The 17084-nt window shown below is 65.0% G+C and carries 16 protein-coding genes; 11 read left to right on the plus strand and 5 right to left on the minus strand.

Going from position 1 to position 17084, the window contains the following annotated elements; translation table 11 throughout:
• The first annotated feature begins 99 nt into the window (after positions 1-99).
• The 6 genes from plsY (at position 100) to BG023_RS15180 (ending at position 6333) form a co-directional block, all read left to right on the plus strand.
• The gene (gene plsY / locus BG023_RS08260; RefSeq protein WP_069310025.1) at positions 100-684 is read left to right on the plus strand and encodes a glycerol-3-phosphate 1-O-acyltransferase PlsY; all 585 of its coding nucleotides are present in this window, start codon (positions 100-102) and stop codon (positions 682-684) included.
• Positions 685-724: 40 nt separating this feature from the next.
• Positions 725-1837, plus strand: a complete 1113-nt coding sequence (gene dprA, locus BG023_RS08265; protein ID WP_442956763.1) for a DNA-processing protein DprA — start codon at positions 725-727, stop codon at positions 1835-1837.
• A 29-nt stretch (positions 1838-1866) separates the two neighbouring features.
• On the plus strand, positions 1867-2547 hold the full coding sequence (locus BG023_RS08270; protein ID WP_190315740.1) for a hypothetical protein: 681 nt from the start codon (positions 1867-1869) through the stop codon (positions 2545-2547).
• A gap of 137 nt (positions 2548-2684) precedes the next feature.
• Complete coding sequence (gene topA / locus BG023_RS08275) at positions 2685-5252, plus strand: type I DNA topoisomerase (RefSeq protein ID WP_069310028.1); 2568 nt, start codon at positions 2685-2687, stop codon at positions 5250-5252.
• 119 nt (positions 5253-5371) lie between these two features.
• On the plus strand, positions 5372-5674 hold the full coding sequence (locus BG023_RS14890; protein ID WP_233992958.1) for a hypothetical protein: 303 nt from the start codon (positions 5372-5374) through the stop codon (positions 5672-5674).
• 2 nt (positions 5675-5676) lie between these two features.
• Positions 5677-6333 carry a response regulator gene (locus tag BG023_RS15180; RefSeq protein WP_335673828.1) on the plus strand — a complete coding sequence of 219 codons (657 nt, stop codon included), beginning with the start codon at positions 5677-5679 and terminating at the stop codon, positions 6331-6333.
• 36 nt (positions 6334-6369) lie between these two features.
• Here the strand turns inward: BG023_RS15180 and BG023_RS08290 are convergent, their stop codons facing one another.
• Positions 6370-7062 carry a hypothetical protein gene (locus BG023_RS08290; RefSeq protein ID WP_069310029.1) on the minus strand — a complete coding sequence of 231 codons (693 nt, stop codon included), beginning with the start codon at positions 7060-7062 and terminating at the stop codon, positions 6370-6372.
• A 236-nt stretch (positions 7063-7298) separates the two neighbouring features.
• On the minus strand, positions 7299-8156 hold the full coding sequence (locus BG023_RS08295) for a class I SAM-dependent methyltransferase (RefSeq protein WP_069310030.1): 858 nt from the start codon (positions 8154-8156) through the stop codon (positions 7299-7301).
• Positions 8157-8286: 130 nt separating this feature from the next.
• On the opposite strand from BG023_RS08295, the gene BG023_RS08300 reads away from it, so the two are divergent.
• Together BG023_RS08300 and BG023_RS08305 are read left to right on the plus strand one after the other, a co-directional pair.
• Positions 8287-9270 carry a fatty acid desaturase gene (locus BG023_RS08300; protein WP_083234618.1) on the plus strand — a complete coding sequence of 328 codons (984 nt, stop codon included), beginning with the start codon at positions 8287-8289 and terminating at the stop codon, positions 9268-9270.
• Positions 9267-9611, plus strand: a complete 345-nt coding sequence (locus BG023_RS08305) for a diacylglycerol kinase (protein WP_069310032.1) — start codon at positions 9267-9269, stop codon at positions 9609-9611. Before BG023_RS08300 ends, BG023_RS08305 begins: the two co-directional genes overlap by 4 nt.
• A 15-nt stretch (positions 9612-9626) precedes the next feature.
• Here BG023_RS08305 and era read toward each other — a convergent pair whose 3' ends face one another.
• The 3 genes from era to lepB form a co-directional block, all read right to left on the minus strand.
• A complete protein-coding gene (gene era, locus BG023_RS08310) occupies positions 9627-10544 on the minus strand; it encodes a GTPase Era (RefSeq protein WP_069311216.1) in 918 nt (305 codons plus the stop codon).
• Between the two features lie 146 nt (positions 10545-10690).
• The gene (gene rnc / locus BG023_RS08315; protein WP_069310033.1) at positions 10691-11377 is read right to left on the minus strand and encodes a ribonuclease III; all 687 of its coding nucleotides are present in this window, start codon (positions 11375-11377) and stop codon (positions 10691-10693) included.
• Positions 11374-12210 (minus strand): signal peptidase I, encoded by an 837-nt coding sequence (gene lepB, locus BG023_RS08320; protein ID WP_069310034.1) that lies wholly within the window; start codon positions 12208-12210, stop codon positions 11374-11376. Before lepB ends, rnc begins: the two co-directional genes overlap by 4 nt.
• A gap of 49 nt (positions 12211-12259) precedes the next feature.
• Here lepB and pgi point away from each other — a divergent pair, with 49 nt between their 5' ends.
• The 3 genes from pgi to gorA all read left to right on the plus strand — a co-directional run bounded on the left by pgi (position 12260) and on the right by gorA (position 17082).
• A complete protein-coding gene (gene pgi, locus BG023_RS08325) occupies positions 12260-13810 on the plus strand; it encodes a glucose-6-phosphate isomerase (protein ID WP_069310035.1) in 1551 nt (516 codons plus the stop codon).
• 223 nt (positions 13811-14033) lie between these two features.
• Positions 14034-15605 (plus strand): DEAD/DEAH box helicase, encoded by a 1572-nt coding sequence (locus tag BG023_RS08330; protein ID WP_069310036.1) that lies wholly within the window; start codon positions 14034-14036, stop codon positions 15603-15605.
• A 115-nt stretch (positions 15606-15720) separates the two neighbouring features.
• Positions 15721-17082, plus strand: coding sequence for a glutathione-disulfide reductase (gene gorA / locus BG023_RS08335; RefSeq protein WP_069310037.1), 1362 nt, complete (start codon positions 15721-15723; stop codon positions 17080-17082).
• Positions 17083-17084: the final 2 nt, after the last annotated feature.

The following is a 17084-nucleotide window of genomic DNA, read 5'->3' on the forward strand; positions in this document are numbered from 1 at the left end:
CGTTCGCCCCGAGCTTGTCGAGGGGCTGTCTTTCGCTACTGAGTTTGCGCTAGAAGAAGTGCAGGGGTTCGACAAGCTCACCCCGAACGGAGATGTGTTTTGGACGCTGTTTTTGCCGCCGTGCTCGGCTTTGCTCTCGGCTCGATCCCCTTCGGCCTGATCCTCACCCGCGCGGCCGGATTGGGCGATGTGCGCCAGATCGGCAGCGGATCGATCGGGGCGACCAATGTGCTGCGCACCGGCAACAAGGGGCTGGCGGCGGCCACCGTGCTGCTCGATGCGGCCAAGGCAGTGATCCCGATCCTTGTCGCCAAGGCGTTCTGGCCGGGCGCAGAGGGGATCGCGGCGGTCGCTGCGGTGGCAGGGCATTGCTTCACCCCCTGGCTCGCCTTCAAGGGCGGCAAGGGCTTTGCGAGCGCCGCCGGAGCGCTCGCCACGCTCGCCTTCCCGGCGTTTTTCGTCTGCGCGATGATCTGGGTGGCGACCCTGTCGCTCAGCCGGATTTCCTCCGTTTCCTCGCTGGTGAGCGTGATAGCCGCACCGCTGGTGGCGTGGGGCATGGGCTTCGGCCAGGTGATTGCGCCGCTGATCGCGATTGCCGCGATCGTCATCGTCCAGCACCGCGCCAATATCGGGCGGCTGATGCGCGGAGAGGAGCCGAAGATCGGCTCGGGCAAGCCGTAATGCGAGCCTGCATCTGATGGAGAGCCAGGGGTCGCAGCCAATGCTCTCGCAAAACGAAGCCTTCGCGCGGATCCGCCTGCTGCGCTCGCCTAATATCGGGCCGGTGAGCTATCGCCAGCTCATCGCCCGCTTCGGCAGTGCGGCGGCGGCGCTCGATGCCTTGCCTGATCTCGCCAGCCGGGGACGAGGGCCATACCGCCCCGCCACGACCGAGAGCATCGAGCGCGAGGTTGCCGCCGTCCGCCGTGCGGGCGCGCGCTATCTGTTCCACGATCAGCCCGATTACCCCGCGCTGCTTGCCGAACTGGACAGCGCGCCGCCAATCGTGACCTGCCGGGGCAACCTCGCGCTGGCGAGCGAGCCTTGCGTGGCGCTGGTAGGGGCAAGGAATGCGAGCGCCGCTGCCGTCAAGCTGGCGCGCGATTTCGCCGCTGCGCTGGCCGAGGCGGGGTTCACCGTCGTCTCAGGGCTAGCGCGCGGGATCGACGGGGCGGCGCACGAAGGGGCCTTCCCGCAGACCATCGGCGTCATCGCCAGCGGGATCGACATCGCCTACCCGCCGCAGCACGCCGAATTGCAGGAACGCATCGCCGCCGAAGGCCTGCTGATCGCCGAACAACCCCCCGGCACCGAGCCGCGCGGACGGCACTTCCCCTCGCGCAACCGCATTATCGCCGGGCTTGCGCTGGGCACCCTGGTGGTCGAGGCCGCGCCGCAATCGGGCAGCCTCATCACCGCACGGCTCGCGGGCGAGGCGGGGCGCGAGGTGATGGCGATCCCCGGCTCCCCGCTCGATGCGCGCGCGCTGGGGTGCAATCAGCTGATCCGCGAAGGCGCGGTACTGGTGCAGACGCCCGACGAGGTCGTGGAACTGCTCCAGAGCTTCACCGGCGCGCCGCGTTCGCGCTTCCGGGTGAACGAGGGCGCCGATCTGTTCGACTATGCCGAACTCGCCAAGCTCGAATGGGGCGAGGCGCGCGCCGACCTTTCCGGCGATATCGCGCACCTGCTAACCAACGCTCCCGTCGCCATCGACGAACTGATCCGCCAATCCGGCGCTAGCGCGGCGGAGGTGCACATGGCCTTGCTGGAGCTGGAACTGTCGGGGGAGCTGGTGCGCGAGGCGGACGGCGCAGTGCGGAGGGCGGGGTAGCCTCGATCTCATTTAGGGTGGGTAGATCATTGAACGAGAAAAAGAGCCAATTTTTCGGCAATTTGATGGCTGTACAGAAGACTTTGGTGCGCAGCGCTCCGGGTTTTGTTGCGTCCTACATTCTAATCACAACCACCGTCTTCGTCCTGCTTGATGTCTATGCTTACGAGGAAGGCGGTCTTTATGCCTTGGCGAGCTTTCTCAACTGGGGTTTGGGTTACGTCTTGTTCCTTGGATTGATGCAGAACGGCGGCCTGACCCCTGAAGGAACGCGCACCGGCATCGGGACTTACTTTGCCTTGGGGATTGCTATCAACATTCTTGTCGCATTGGCGTTGGTGGCCTTCATCATTCCCGGACTCTACCTGCTAATGCGATGGCTGCCAGCCTATTCAAGAGCGCTGATTTCCTACGACGGCGTTGGCAATTCGATGCGGTGGAGTTGGGCGCAGACCGAGCCTTGGCAGCGCCCCTTGAGCGTCGGAATGCTGTTTCCGGTCCTTTGCCTTGGCGCCTCGTTAGCGGTCCCGGCCATCTATTCGAATTTTGTCGAATATGTCGATGACACCGAGTTCGCTCTGTGGTCGATTTTTACGAATGGTGTGATGTCGATCGGGTTTGTGTGGCTTACGGTCTACGGCGTGGCGGCCTTCAAGCTTGTCTGTGACCAGACGGCCGACACTGGCGAGGCGCTTCCCGCCAGCGTTTGACTCCCCTCCCTTGGGAGCGCTGACACTTCCGGCATGCCGTCAGACGCAGGGATGTCCGCACAACCCCCTTGACGCTTCCCGCCGCGCCACCCCACCCTCGCGCGTACGTACACGTAAGGGACACCTCTTCCAGCGCCATGCAGCTTGTCATCGTCGAATCCCCCGCCAAGGCGAAAACCATCGAGAAGTATCTCGGCAAGGACTTCAAGGTCCTCGCTTCCTATGGCCATGTCCGCGATCTGCCCGAGAGGGATGGCAGCGTCGATCCGGAGGCGGGGTTCGCGATGGAGTGGGAACTCTACCGCGACAAGCAGAGCCGCTTCAAGGAAATCGCGGATGCCGCCAAGGGGGCCTCGCGCCTTGTGCTCGCCACCGACCCTGACCGCGAAGGCGAGGCGATCAGCTGGCACGTGCAGGAGCTGCTGGCCAAAAGGAAGGCGCTGCCCAAGCTGGTCGAGCGCGTCACCTTCAACGCGATCACCAAGCAGGCCGTGACCGAGGCGATGGCACGCCCGCGCGAACTCGATCAGCCGCTGATCGATGCCTATCTCGCCCGCCGCGCGCTCGATTACCTGTTCGGCTTCACATTGTCTCCGGTGCTGTGGCGCAAGCTGCCCGGCGCCAAGAGCGCGGGCCGCGTGCAATCGGTCGCGCTGCGTCTGATCGTCGAGCGCGAGCGCGAGATCGAGGCTTTCCGCGCGGATGAGTACTGGAGCGTCGTCGCGCGGATGCAGCACGACGGCACCGAATTCGATGCGCGGCTGGTGAAGTTCAAGGGCGTGAAGCTCGAACGCCTGAGCCTCGGCGCGCAAGGCATCGCGATGGAGGCCAAGGCGGCGGTCGAGGCCGGGCGTTTCACTGTCGAAGGTGTCGAGACCAAGCCGCTGAAGCGCAACCCTGCGCCGCCGTTCACCACCTCGACCTTGCAGCAGGAAGCCGCGCGCAAGCTCGGCTATTCGGCGCAGCACACCATGCGGCTGGCGCAGACGCTCTACGAGGCGGGCGCGATCACCTATATGCGGACCGACGGCGTGCAGATGGACATGAGCGCCATTCACGCTGCGCGCGATGCCATCACGGCGCGTTTCAGCGAGGATTACCGCCCCGAAAAGCCGCGCTTCTACAGCACCAAGGCCAAGAACGCGCAGGAAGCCCACGAAGCGATCCGGCCGACCGATTTCACCCGCGAACGGGCCGGCACGGGCGACGAGGCCAAGCTTTACGACCTTATCTTCAAGCGCGCGATGGCGAGCCAGATGGCGGCCGCCCAGCTTGAACGCACCACCGTTACGCTGCGCGACGCGACCGGGAGCCACGAGCTGCGCGCCACCGGCCAGGTGATCCGCTTCCCCGGCTTCCTCGCGGTCTATCAGGAGGGTCTCGACGACAGCGAGGATGAAGACGGCGGCCTGCTGCCAGTGATGAAAGCGGGCGATGCGCCGGCCAAGCGTGCGGTCGAGGCGACCCAGCACTTCACCCAGCCGCCGCCACGTTTTTCGGAAGCCAGCCTCGTCAAGCGGCTGGAGGAGCTCGGCATCGGGCGGCCTTCGACCTATGCCTCCACCATCCAGACCCTGCGCAACCGCGCCTATGTGCGGATGGAGAAGAACCGCTTCTTCGCCGAGGAGAGCGGGCGGCTTCTGACCGCGTTCCTCGAACGCTTCTTCCCCAATTACGTCGCCTATGATTTCACCGCCGGGATGGAGGACGAGCTCGACGTCGTTTCCGACGGGCGCGAGGATTACAAGGCGCTGCTCGCGCGCTTCTGGAAGGACTTCAAGCCCAAGGCCGACGAGGTGATGGAGAAGATGCCCTCGGAAGTGACCGAGGCGCTGGATGAATATCTGTCCGATTTCCTCTTCCCCCCGCGCGAGGATGGCAGCGATCCGCGTGCCTGCCCGCTGTGTGCGAGCGAGGGTCGCGCCAATGGTCGCCTGTCCCTGCGCGGCGGCCGTTTCGGCGCGTTTGTCGCCTGCGCCAACTATCCCGAATGCAAGTTCACCCGCCGCTTTGCCCAGCCGGGCGGCGAGGGTGGGGCGGATGACGGCGTGCTCGGCCAGCACCCCGAAACGGGCGAGGATATCCACCGCAAGACCGGACGTTTCGGCGCCTATGTCCAGATGGGCGATGGCAAGGATGCCAAGCGCGCGTCGATCCCCAAGGACCTCGACGACTTCGATCTCGACTGGGCGGTCAAGCTGCTTGGGTTACCGCGCATCATCGGCGCACACCCCGATACGGGACTGGAAATCGAAGCCAATATAGGGCGTTACGGGCCGTACCTGCGGCATGACGGCAAGTATGGTAAACTCACCAGCACCCGCGAGGTGTTCGAGGTGGGGATGAACCGTGCGGTCGATATCCTCGCGCAGGCCGCCAATCGCGGTGCGGGCGGGGCAGGGCGCGGCAAGGCCGAGGCGATCGCCACGCTCGGCGCGCACCCTGTCAGCGGGGGCGAGATCAAGGTCATGCCGGGCCGCTATGGCCCCTATGTGACCGACGGCACCACCAACGCCACGATCCCGCGCGATGTGAAGCCGGAAGATGTGACGATCGAGGCAGCCATCGCGCTCATTGATGCGCGTGTTGCCAAGGGTCCGGTCAAGGGTGCCAAGAAGGGTGGGGCCAAGAAAAAGGCCGCGCCCAAGAAGGCTGCAGCCAAGAAGAAAGCACCGGCCAAAAAGAAAGCGCCGGCGGCCAAGTAAGCCGCCCATGCGTCAGGGCGAGGCGGGCGCGGGTCGTCCGCCCCGTTTTGCCTCGCGATGTTGGTAAATCGTCAATCATTGGCGCCTATCCCTTGAGTCCCAGGACCAGGGGCCGCACCGTGATTGAGATCGAAGTCCAGAACGAGACCCACCAGACCCAGAACCGCGTGCGCTTTGCCGCAGTTCCGCGCATCGGCGAAGGCCTGCGCCTGCGCGAACCCGACGGGATGTGGGCGAGCTATGACGTAATCGACGTGTGGTACCAGAAGGCCGAATTCGGCGATGTCTGGATGCCCTATCTCCATGTCCGCATCACCCCGGGCGAGGCCTTGGGCAACACGGCTACGGACGAAGTCTGGCCCGATGAATTTACCGGCAGCGATTACGAGGATCGTTTCGCCTCGCTGAGAGGGGAGCGCTAGTCGTGCAGAATCTGATCAAGCGCCATTCCGGCCCCGCGCGTCGTTCCGCGCTGGAGGGCAAGACGCTGGCGGAAAAGCTGGCGATGAACGAGGCCGCGCACGAAGCCGCTTACCGCGCCGCGCAGGCGCCGGCGGTGGAGCCGGTCGAGGCGACCCGCGCCGAGGCGGCCCAACCGCTGCCGCCGCGCCCCGCGCCCGCTGCGCCCGCCGATCCGTCCGATACCGCCGCGATTGTCGCGGCCGCCAAGGCAATGCGGGACCGCTATGCCGGGCAAGCCGCGCCGGCCGCAGTCGCGCGCACCTGCCTGATCGTCGATGACAGCCGGGTGATCCGCAAGGTCTCCTCCAAGATCGCTATCAGCCTCGGCTATGTCGCGATCGAGGCCGAGAACGGCGAAGAAGCCCTCGCACGATGCAAGCGGGCAATGCCCGATCTGGTGCTGACCGACTGGAACATGCCCGAGATGGACGGGATCGAATTCGTCCAGAAACTGCGCGCGATCCCCACGCCCAAGGAGCCGGTGGTTGTGTTCTGCACCTCGAACGGCGAGGCGCGCGATATCCACGAAGGCATCGGCGCAGGTGCCGACGACTACATCGTCAAACCCTTCGACGAAGCCGCCCTGCGCGCCAAGCTGGAGAAGCTGGGGCGGGGGTGACCTCCCGCCTTTTCGCCAGCCAGCCTCCGCTGCGTATTACTTCGCCGCTTCCTTCGCGGCCTGCTCAGCCAGGTATTGGGCATAGCGGGCCCCGGCGCCGATGAAGCCGGGATCGAAGGTGCCGAGGGCGATGTAGGAGCCATCTTCCTGCCGTTTCAGCACGGCGAACTCGCCCTCGCTCAGGGTGATGCCTGTCGCGAAGTAGATATTGCCGATGTGGCTGACCAGCACAGTGTTGTCCTTGCTGTCCTTCGGGAGATCAGCGAGCAGGGCATTCAGCTCCTTGCCGGAAACGATTACGGTGCGTTCTTCGGTGTTGTCGTGGTGCATCAGGCGCGGCTCGATCTCGTAGCGGCCGAACATGAACCGCGCGGTCTCGGTCGCGCGGCACATCTCGCTTGAGAGCACGCGGCCGATCGGCCAGCCGAGCGCGCGGATGGCGACGCCCGTTTCGGCTGCCCCTGCAACGCCCGCGGGCGAGAGGTTGCGCTGCGCGTTGCAATCATTGGCCGGACGCGAATAATCGTCCCCGCGCGAGGGCACATTGGTGCGCTCGTGCCGCATCAGGATGACGAGGCCCCCGGCGCTCAACTGCTCGCTCAGCTCGCTTGGTTCCATATCGCGGTTCTCGAAGGTCGCGACCGGTTTGGGGCCTTCATCCGCAGACTGGGCCAGCGAGGGAGCGGCGAAAGCAAGAGCGAGACCGGCAAAGGCAAAAGCAAGGCGCATGGATAATTCCCCCCATCAACAGGTCCCCTGACTTGCCTAGCATTACGGGCACTTACAAGAGCGGTTGTTCAGGTCAGCACGAAAACGAGCAGAATGAATGCTCTTCGTAGCGAAGCATTGCAGGGGCCGACGAGTGCATGGTGAAACCCTTCGACGAAGCGGCCCTGCGCGCCAAGCTGGAGAAGCTGGGGCGGGGGTGAACCACCACGCTCGTGGTTCCTCAGCGCCTTATCCCGTCACGCCGGGTCAGTCATCCGCAGGCAGGACATGAAGTAACCGCGTGAGCCGGACTGGAATTGCTCGAACTTGCGGCTGCCTTCCAGCGCCGCGTAGTTTCCGAGCCAGCGACCGATCAGGGCGCGTTCGAAGCGAGGCACCGCACGGCGCAGAAGCGCGGCACGCCGTGCGGAATCAAGACGACACGCCTCGGCAACATGGGCGGTGATGTCGCGGATCTCACCTTTGAAACCCGCCTTTTCGAACGATTCGAGAATACCCGGCGATTGCGCGGCAGTGCGGGCGTTGCAGTGCAGGAGCAGGCCTCCGGGCCTGAGAACGCGGCGCACCTCGGCAAGAAACGCGTCGAAATCGGGGTATTCGTGCGATGCCTCGACATTGAGCACCACATCGAACGTTTCGGCATCGAAAGGCAGGGCGATTGCCGAACCGCGCACGAATGTCAGGTTTGGTATGTCGGGGTGCATTCGCTGCGCGGCGTTGATCGCGTGGGCGGACAGGTCGAGGCCGGTAGCGACAATCGCCTTGCCACGTTCCTGCGCCAGATACGCCAGACCCCCGCCGCGTCCGCAACTCACCTCGAGCATGCGCGCGCCTGGAGCGAGCAGGCCGTCGCTCATCGCGAACAATGCGCGATAAAGTTCAAGCTGGAACTTTTCGGGATGGTCCAGCGCGGACGGGGCGTAGCCGTAATTGTTGGCGGAATGGTCCTGCCAGTCCCACCCGTAAAGTCGTTCCCAAAGCTGGGCGCGCCGCTCGGGGGATTTCAGATCTGCGAAAAAGCGTCGGCGGACCTCGCCGACTATCAGCCAACCAACAAGCGCGATGGCGACAAACGCCGCAATCAGTTTGATCATCGGCCCGATCCTCCCCGCGACTGCCTAGCAAAGATACGCCAGGTGAGCTATGTTTCCGTAGCGGAAGGTTGTGTCCTAGTCTGACGAAGTCTTCCCGCAGGGTCGCTGGCATGACGAAGGGGTGGGGGACATGCGACCTTCCGAAGGTAAACTGGCGGGCATGCCTACCGCCGATGCCCACGATATCGCGGCCACGCACCGACTTAGTCATCGGAACCGTTCGCGAAGTCTTTTGAAAGACCATCCAGAACTGCGCGCGCTCACCGGACATTATCCGGCAACGAGCGCCTTCATCGCGGCAATCGCAACCCTGCAATTGGCCATCGCTTTTGCTTTAAAGGACCAGCCATGGTGGCTGGTCATCGTGTGCGCCTATTTCGTCGGGGCGGTTATCGCGCTCGGGATCTGGACGCTGGTTCACGAATGCACCCATGATCTGGTGTTCCGCACCAGTGTTGCGAACCGGTGGATGGGTATTATCGCAGGCTTGCCTTTGATCATTCCGGCTACAACCGGATTTCGCACTTGCCACCTGCTGCACCACCGTCATCAGGGTGACGCCGTGCTTGATGGTGACATTCCGTCGGCATGGGAAATGCGACTGGTCGGCAAATGCCCGATCAAGAAGGCGGTGTGGCTGGCGTGCGGGGCGCTGATGCAGGCCTTGCGCCCGCTTCGAATGAAGGATGTCACGATCGTCGACCGCTGGTTCGTTATGAATTTCGCGGTGCAGACGGTCTTCAACATCGCTGTGGTGATGCTGGGAGGATGGCAGGCGCTGGTCTATTGTCTGCTGGCGAACATCTTCGCGCTGGGGCTTCATCCGCTTGGTGCACGATGGGTGCAGGAGCATTTCGAGCTCACACCCGGGCAGGACACCTATTCCTACTATGGCCCGACGAACCGCCTCGTGTTCAATGCGGGCTACCATGTGGAGCACCATGACCTAATGCGCGTCGCCTGGGTGCGCCTTCCGAGCATTCGGCGTATCGCACCCGAGTATTATGCCGATCTGGCCCACTATCAATCGTGGACGCGACTGTTGCTTCGCTTCCTGAGCGATCGCCGGATCAAGCTTGACCGACGAATGATCGTGGAGGCGGCCGACCAGTGAAGAACGGCAATATCCTGTCCCGGGCGAAGTTCAGTCTGGCGGGACTGCGGCACGCCTGGAGCCATGAACGCAGCTTTCGCACGCAGGTCATGTTCTCGGTCGTCGTGGTTGCCGTCCTTGCCTGGGAACAGCCGCCGCCCGTCTGGTGGATTGCGATTGCGCTGGCGCTCGCCATTGCCAGTGCGATGGAACTGATCAATGCCGCGATAGAGGCCTTGGCGGATCGCCTGCATCCCGAGCCGCACCCGCAGATCGGTCAGGCAAAGGACATGGCCTCGGCGGCAGCCTTTGTGCTCAATTCTTGCTGCGGAATAATCGTGCTGTTGATGCTTTTCCGCTGATATTGGCGGGACTCGTCACCGCACCCAATCGAGCCCGATTTCCTCGAACAGTTCCTTGTCCTCGGCCCAGTTCTCGAGCACCTTCACGTGCAGGTAGAGGTGCACCTTCACCCCCAGCACCTCGGCCAGTTCCGCGCGGGCGGCGGCGCCGATGGCCTTGATCTTTGATCCGCCCTTGCCGAGCACGATCGCGCGCTGGTTGTCGCGGGTCACCACGATCTGCTGGTGGATTTCCACGCTGCCATCGGGGCGCACTTCGTATTTCTCGGGGCGCACCGCGCTGTCATAGGGCAGTTCCTCGTGGAGCTGCTGGTAGAGCTGTTCGCGGGTGATCTCGGCGGCGAGCAGGCGTTCGGAAGCATCGGAGACCTGATCTTCGGGATACATCCATTCGCCTTCGGGCATCAGCCTGGCGAGGTTGTCTTTCAGTTCCGGCACGCCTTCGCCGGTGAGGGCCGAGACGAAGAAGATCTCGGCGAAATCGACCTTGCCCGAAAGCTCCTGTGCCAGCGCGAGGAGCGGTTCCTTCTTGGCGCGGTCGACCTTGTTGAGGACGAGGATCTTGCGTTCCGGGCGTTGGCTGAGGGTTTCGAGCAGCGGCTCAAGCTCGTGGCGGCGCTGCTTGATCGGATCGACCAGCAGCAGCACGGCATCGGCCGCCTCGGCACCTTCCCACGCGGCGCTCACCATCGCGCGGTCAAGACGGCGGCGGGGGGCGAAGATGCCGGGGGTGTCAACGAGGATCATCTGCGTGGGCGCGCCGTCCAGCTCGTGCAGGGCAATGCCGAGCATCCGCGCGCGGGTGGTCTGCGCCTTGGCGCTGGTGATCGCGACCTTCTGGCCGACGAGGCTGTTCACAAGGGTCGATTTGCCCGCATTGGGCGCGCCGAGCACGGCAACGACGCCGCAACGGGTAGGGGTGGTTTCAGTCATGAGCGGGGCCATAGCCGCTTGGCACCCGCTTGTCGAAGGCCAGCGCGGGTTTCGGGGCGGCCAGACCCCCTTAGACCCCTGCTAGACCCCCTCTAGACCCCCTTTAGGCCCCCAGAGCGGGGATGTTCCACGTGGAACATTGTCCCTCAGCCGAAGCGTTCGAGGAAAGCCTTGGCGGCGAGCTTTTCGGCCTCGCTCTTGCTGGTCGCGGTGGCCTCTGCCGATCCGACATTGCGGATCGATACCCGCACGGTGAAGCGCGCCGCATGGTCCGGCCCGCTGCGGTCCACGACCTCGTAGACCGGCCCTGCACGGCGGTTGCCCGCAGCCCATTCCTGCAGCGCGCTCTTGGGATGCTTGGCCTTGCCGACATCGCCCTCAAGCTCCTGCGCCCACAGGCGGTAGATGATCGCCTGCGCCGCATCGAACCCCTGTTCGATGAAGCACGCGCCGATCAGCGCCTCCATCACATCGCCGAGGATATTGTCGCTATCCGCCCCGCCATCATCACGCGCCTGCTTGCCGAGGCGGATGTGCTCGGGAAGGCCGATCACGCGGGCAATGCGCGCGCAAGTCGAGCCGCTGACGAGCGCGTTGAGGCGCTGGGAGAGCTTGCCTTCCGGCCCGTCGCCCGCGCGGAACAGCCAGCTGGCAACCGCGAGGCCGAGCACGCGGTCACCGAGGAATTCGAGCCGCTGGTAATCGCTCGCCCCGCCCGGGCCGGCGCCGTTGAAGCTGCCGTGGGTCAGCGCCTCGAGCCAGACGGTGGGATTGTGGATCGCGAAGCCCTGGGCTTCGAGCCATTCGCCGGTGACGGGATCGAGCCCGCTCACAGCGCATCTCCGATCCGGTCCCAGCGCGCGGCGGAAAACCAAGTCCACGGCTTGACCCATTCGGCGCTGCCATCGGTCGACCAGACGATGAAGGCGGCGCGGCCAACCAGCAGGTCTTGCGGCACCAGGCCGACCGCATCGCCCGCCGCGGCCGGCCAGCGGCTGTCGCGCGAATTGTCGCGGTTGTCGCCCATCACGAACATCATGCCCTCGGGCACGGTGCGGGGGGCATAGCCATCGCCCTGCGTGAGGCCGAAATCGAGTACGTCGTAGCTCGTGCCGCCGGGCAGGGTCTCGCGGAAACGGGTGTAGCGGCAGGCCTCGCTGCCTGAACCCGTCCGCACCAGCGTTCCGCCCCAGACGCAACCGGTGTTGACCGATTGCGGGACCAGCGCATCATCGATCCGCTGCTTGGGCACCAGGCGCCCGTTGAGGACAAGCTGGCCGCCGACCATGCCGACACTGTCGCCCGGCAGGCCGATGACCCGCTTGATGTAATCGCGCCCGTCGACCGGATGCTTAAAGATCACGATATCGCCGCGCTGCGGTGAGCCGGGCAGGATGCGCCCCTCGGGCAGCGGCAGTTCGACAGGGAAGGAATGGCGCGAAAAGCCGTAAGGCCACTTGCTCGCCAGCAGATAATCCCCGTTCATCAGCCGCGGCAGCATGCTTTCCGACGGAATCGAGAAGGGCGAGAATACGAATACCCGGAAAATCAGCACCACCAGCAACAGCTTGATGATAAACCACACAAACCCGCTTCGGCCCTCGTCCTTGCGCGCGGCTTGGGCGGCAGGCGGCATTGAGCCGAAGGATTGGGTCTTAACATCCATTGCCTCTGCCCTTAGGCGCAGCGGCAGTTTTGCGCAAAGGGGAACGGTGATGGCGACGGGCGAGCAGGGACAGGTTGCAGCGGCATGGGCGCAGCTGCACGGGCTGGAGCCGCAGCGGCTGGCAGGGCTGTTCACTGGCGATCCTGCGCGGGTTGCGGCCATGACCCGCCGGATCTCCTGGCCGGTTGCGCCGGGCAGCGCCGAGCAGACCGGCATGACCATCGACTTTGCCAAGACCCACTTGGGCGAGGCCGAACTCGCCGCGTTCGAGGCGCTGGCCGATGCGGCGGGCTTTGCTGCGGCGCGCGAGGCGCTGTTCGGCGGCGGGATCGTCAATGTGACCGAAGGCCGCGCCGCCACCCACGGCGCGCTGCGCGGCAGCGGGACGGACGCACAGGTCGAAGAGGCCGAAGCCCTGCTCGCGCGCATGGGCATGCTGGTCGAGGCGATCCACCAAGGCGCGCTGGGCGAGGTCAAGCACTGCATTGCGATCGGCATCGGCGGATCGGCGCTCGGCCCGGCGCTTGCCATCGATGCGCTGACCCGCGATCTGGCGCTGGTCGATGTCCACGTGGTCTCGAACATCGATGGTCTCGCGCTCGAACAGGCGTTCGCCGCCTGTGACCCGCAGACCACGCTGATCGCGGTCGCCTCCAAGACCTTCACCACTATCGAGACCATGACCAATGCGGCCAGCGCGCTGAAGTGGCTGGCCGACAATGGCGTCGAGGATCCGGGCGGGCAGGTCGTCGCGCTCACCGCCGCGCCCGAGAAGGCGGTCGAATGGGGCGTGGACGAGACTCGCATCCTGCCGTTCCCCGAAAGCGTCGGCGGGCGCTATTCGCTGTTCTCCTCGATCGGCTTCCCGATTGCGCTGGCGATCGGGATGGAGGAATTCCGCCAGTTGCTTGCGGGCGCCAAGGCGGTGGACGATCACTTCCGCACCACCGAAGGCCGCGCCAATGCGCCGCTGCTCGCCGCCTTTGCCGACCAGTATTACACCCGGTTGCGCGGTTGCCAGACCCGCGCGGTGTTCGCCTATGACGAGCGGCTCGCGCTGCTGCCTGACTATCTTCAGCAGCTTGAAATGGAATCGAACGGCAAGAGCGTGACGGTCAGCGGCGATCCGGTTGACGGGCCGACCGCAGCGGTGACCTGGGGCGGGGTGGGCACCGACGCGCAGCACGCGGTGTTCCAGTTGCTCCATCAGGGCACGCATCTGATCCCGGTCGATTTCATCGTCTCGATCGCGCCGGGCGATGATCTCGATCCCGCGCACCACCGCATCCTGCTGATGAACTGCCTTGCGCAAGGCGCGGCGCTGATGGCGGGCAAGGCCTCGGACGATCCGGCGCGCGCCTATCCGGGCGACCGGCCCTCGACCACATTCCTGCTCGACGATTGCGATGCCGCGGCATTGGGCGCGCTGATCGCGTTCCATGAACAGCGCACCTTTGCCAACGCCGTGCTGATGGGGATCAACCCCTTCGACCAGTTCGGGGTGGAACTCGGGAAGGCGATCGCCAAGCAGATCGAGAAGGGGGAAGGCGACTTCGACCCTTCGACCAAGGCACTGATGGCGATGGCGGGGCTGGCATAAGCCGGGAAAAGATTGACTTTCTGACCGATTGCGCCCATCTGTCCCCCATCGAAGCGCGTTAGCCATGCGTGAAGCGGCGGTTATCTGACATCATCCGCCCCGGCCGCGCCTCGGTTCTATCCCAAGACTTCCCTTTTCACGCGGGCGGTTTCAACCCCCGCGCCGCGCCCGCAATCCGTTTGGGATTGGCGGAAGCGCGCCGCACATTATTTGCGAGTTACACATGACAACTTTCGCTGAACTCGGGCTGTCGCAGCCCGTGCTTCAGGCCCTCGACATGAAGGGCTACACCATTCCCACCCCGATCCAGGAACAGGCGATCCCGCCGGTTCTCAAGGGCCGCGACCTGCTGGGTATCGCCCAGACCGGCACCGGCAAGACCGCCGCTTTCATGCTCCCCAGCATCGATCGGCTGCGCGAGGCCGACAAGCCGATCCCGTTCAAGTCCTGCCGCATGCTGGTGCTGGCCCCGACCCGCGAGCTGGCGGTGCAGATTGCCGACAGCGCCAAGGATTACGGCGCGCTTGCCGGCCTCAAGGTGCAGTGCATCGTCGGCGGCACCAGCGTGGGCAAGGATCGCAACAAGCTGCACCGCGGCACCGACATTCTGGTCGCCACGCCCGGCCGCCTGCTCGATCTGATCGACCAGAAGGCACTGAACCTCAACGGCATCGAAGTGCTGGTGCTCGACGAGGCTGACCAGATGCTCGATCTCGGCTTCATCCACGCGCTGCGCAAGATCCGCGAGCTCGCGCCCAAGGATCGCCAGACGCTGTTCTTCAGCGCAACCATGCCCAAGGCGATCAAGGAACTGGTGAGCGGTTATTGCCACAATCCGGTGCAGGTCTCGGTTACGCCGGAAAGCACGACTGCCGAGCGCATCGACCAGTATCTCTTCATGGTGCAGCAGGACGAAAAGACCGCGCTGCTCGAAATGATCCTCAAGCGCCGCCATCAGGTGCCGGGCGAGTTCGAGCGCATCCTCATCTTCACCCGCACCAAGCACGGCGCGGACCGCGTGGTGAAGAAGTTGCAGCAGGCGGGCATCGAGAGCAACGCGATCCACGGCAACAAGTCGCAGCCGCAGCGCCAGCGCGCGCTCGACGAGTTCCGCAAGGCGCGTGTGCCGATCCTGATTGCAACCGATGTGGCCGCGCGCGGGATTGATATTCCGGGCGTTTCCCACGTCATCAATTACGAGCTGCCCAACGTGCCCGAACAATATGTCCACCGCATCGGCCGCACCGCGCGTGCGGGCCGCGACGGGGTGGCGATTGCATTCTGTGCCGAGGACGAGCGCGCCTATCTCAAGGATATTCGCAAGACCACCGGCGCCGAGCTTGAGCGTCTGCCGCTGCCGGACAATTTCCGCGCCGTGGTGGAAGGCGAAGGCCCGACCAAGCCTGCCCCGCGCCAGCCGATGAAGCGCGTGCAGGCGCGCCCCCTCGGCCAGCGCAAGCCGCAAGGCGACCGCCGGCCCGAGGGCGAGCGTCGCCCGCAGCAGGGCGAACAGCGCCGCGCTGAAGGCGAGCGTCGCCCGCAAGGGGATCGCCGTTCGCCGCAGGGTGAACAGCGACGCGCAGAAGGCGATCGCCGTCCGCAGGGCGAGCGTCGTCCGCAGGGTGATCGCAAGCCGCAGGGCGAAAAGTCCGGCCAGGGTCGTCCCGGCGGCGGCCAGCGTCATGCTGGCGGCGGTCGTCCGCAAGGCAATGGCGGCGGCGGCAATGGTGGCCGCGGACGCGGACGCGGTCGTCCCGGTGGCGGCGGCGGTCGCCCGCGCGCCGCGCAGGGCTGACCCAAAACCAGCGTAACCCGATGGCAGGCAGCAGCGAACTCGCGCTTGCGAGGCTGCGCCTTGCCATTGGAATCCGTGCGGTCATGCGCCATATCGCGCACCCATCGACAAAAGGATGTGCGCCGTGGCCGACAGTTACGACTATGACCTCTTCACCATCGGCGCGGGCTCTGGTGGGGTGCGCGCCAGCCGTGTCGCCGCAGCGCACGGCGCGCGGGTCGCGGTGGCCGAGGAATACCGGGTCGGCGGCACCTGCGTCATCCGTGGCTGTGTGCCCAAGAAGATGCTCGTCTACGGCGCGCACTTCGCCGAAGACCTCGAAGACGCCAAGCAGTTCGGCTGGAATATCGAAGGCAAAAGCTTCGATTGGGTGCGCCTGCGCGATCACGTGCTGAACGATGTCACCCGTCTCGAAGGGCTCTACGGCCAGACGCTCAGCAATCACAACGTCACGATCTACCGCGAGCGCGCGACGATCACCGGCGCGCATGAAATCACGCTTGCCAGCGGACAGGTGGTGACGGCGAAGTACATCCTGATCGCCACCGGCGCGCGCCCGCACGTGCCGGAGTTTCCGGGCAGCGAGCACGTCATCACCTCGAACGAGGCGTTCCATCTCGATGCCTTGCCGCGCCGCGTGCTGATTGCGGGCGGGGGCTACATCGCCAACGAGTTCGCCGGCATCTTCAACGAATTCGGCTGCAAGGTGACGATCGCCAACCGCTCGGACACGATCCTGCGTTCCTATGACGCGGCCCTGCGCGACCGGCTGCTCCAGATTTCGATGGTGAAGGGCATCAGCTTCCTGTTCCACGCCGAGTTCGAGCATATCGAAAAGCAGGCCGACGGCTCGCTGCTGGTCAAGCTGACCGGCCAGGAGCCTGCCGAATACGACGCGGTGATGGTGGCGACCGGTCGTGTGCCCAATACGCAAGGCCTCGGGCTGGAAACCATCGGGGTCGCAACCGGCCGCAACGGCGAGATCGTGGTCGATGCCTTCAGCAAGACCAACCTCGACCATGTCTATGCCGTGGGCGATGTGACCGACCGCGTGCAGCTTACCCCCGTTGCGATCCGCGAGGGGCAGGCCTTTGCCGATAGCGTCTTCGGCCCGGGCGAACCCTATGCGGTCGATCGCTCCTGCGTGCCGAGCGCGGTGTTCAGCCACCCGCCGATCGCGGCCGTCGGCTTGACCGAGAGCGAGGCGCGCAACCAGCTCGGCAACATCAAGGTCTATCAGGCTGATTTCCGCCCGATGAAGCACGTTGTCGCCGGGCGCAACGAGCGCTGCCTCTACAAGATGATCGTCGATGCCGCGAACGACCGGATCGTCGGCATCCACATGATCGGCCCCGAAGCGCCCGAGATCATGCAGGCCGCCGCGATTGCGGTGAAGGCCAAGCTGACCAAGGCTGATTTCGACGCGACAGTCGCGATCCACCCGACCATGGCCGAGGAACTGGTGCTGTTCAAATAGGG

It is taken from the genome of Porphyrobacter sp. LM 6 (assembly GCF_001720465.1).
In the GTDB taxonomy this organism is placed as follows: Bacteria; Pseudomonadota; Alphaproteobacteria; order Sphingomonadales; family Sphingomonadaceae; genus Erythrobacter.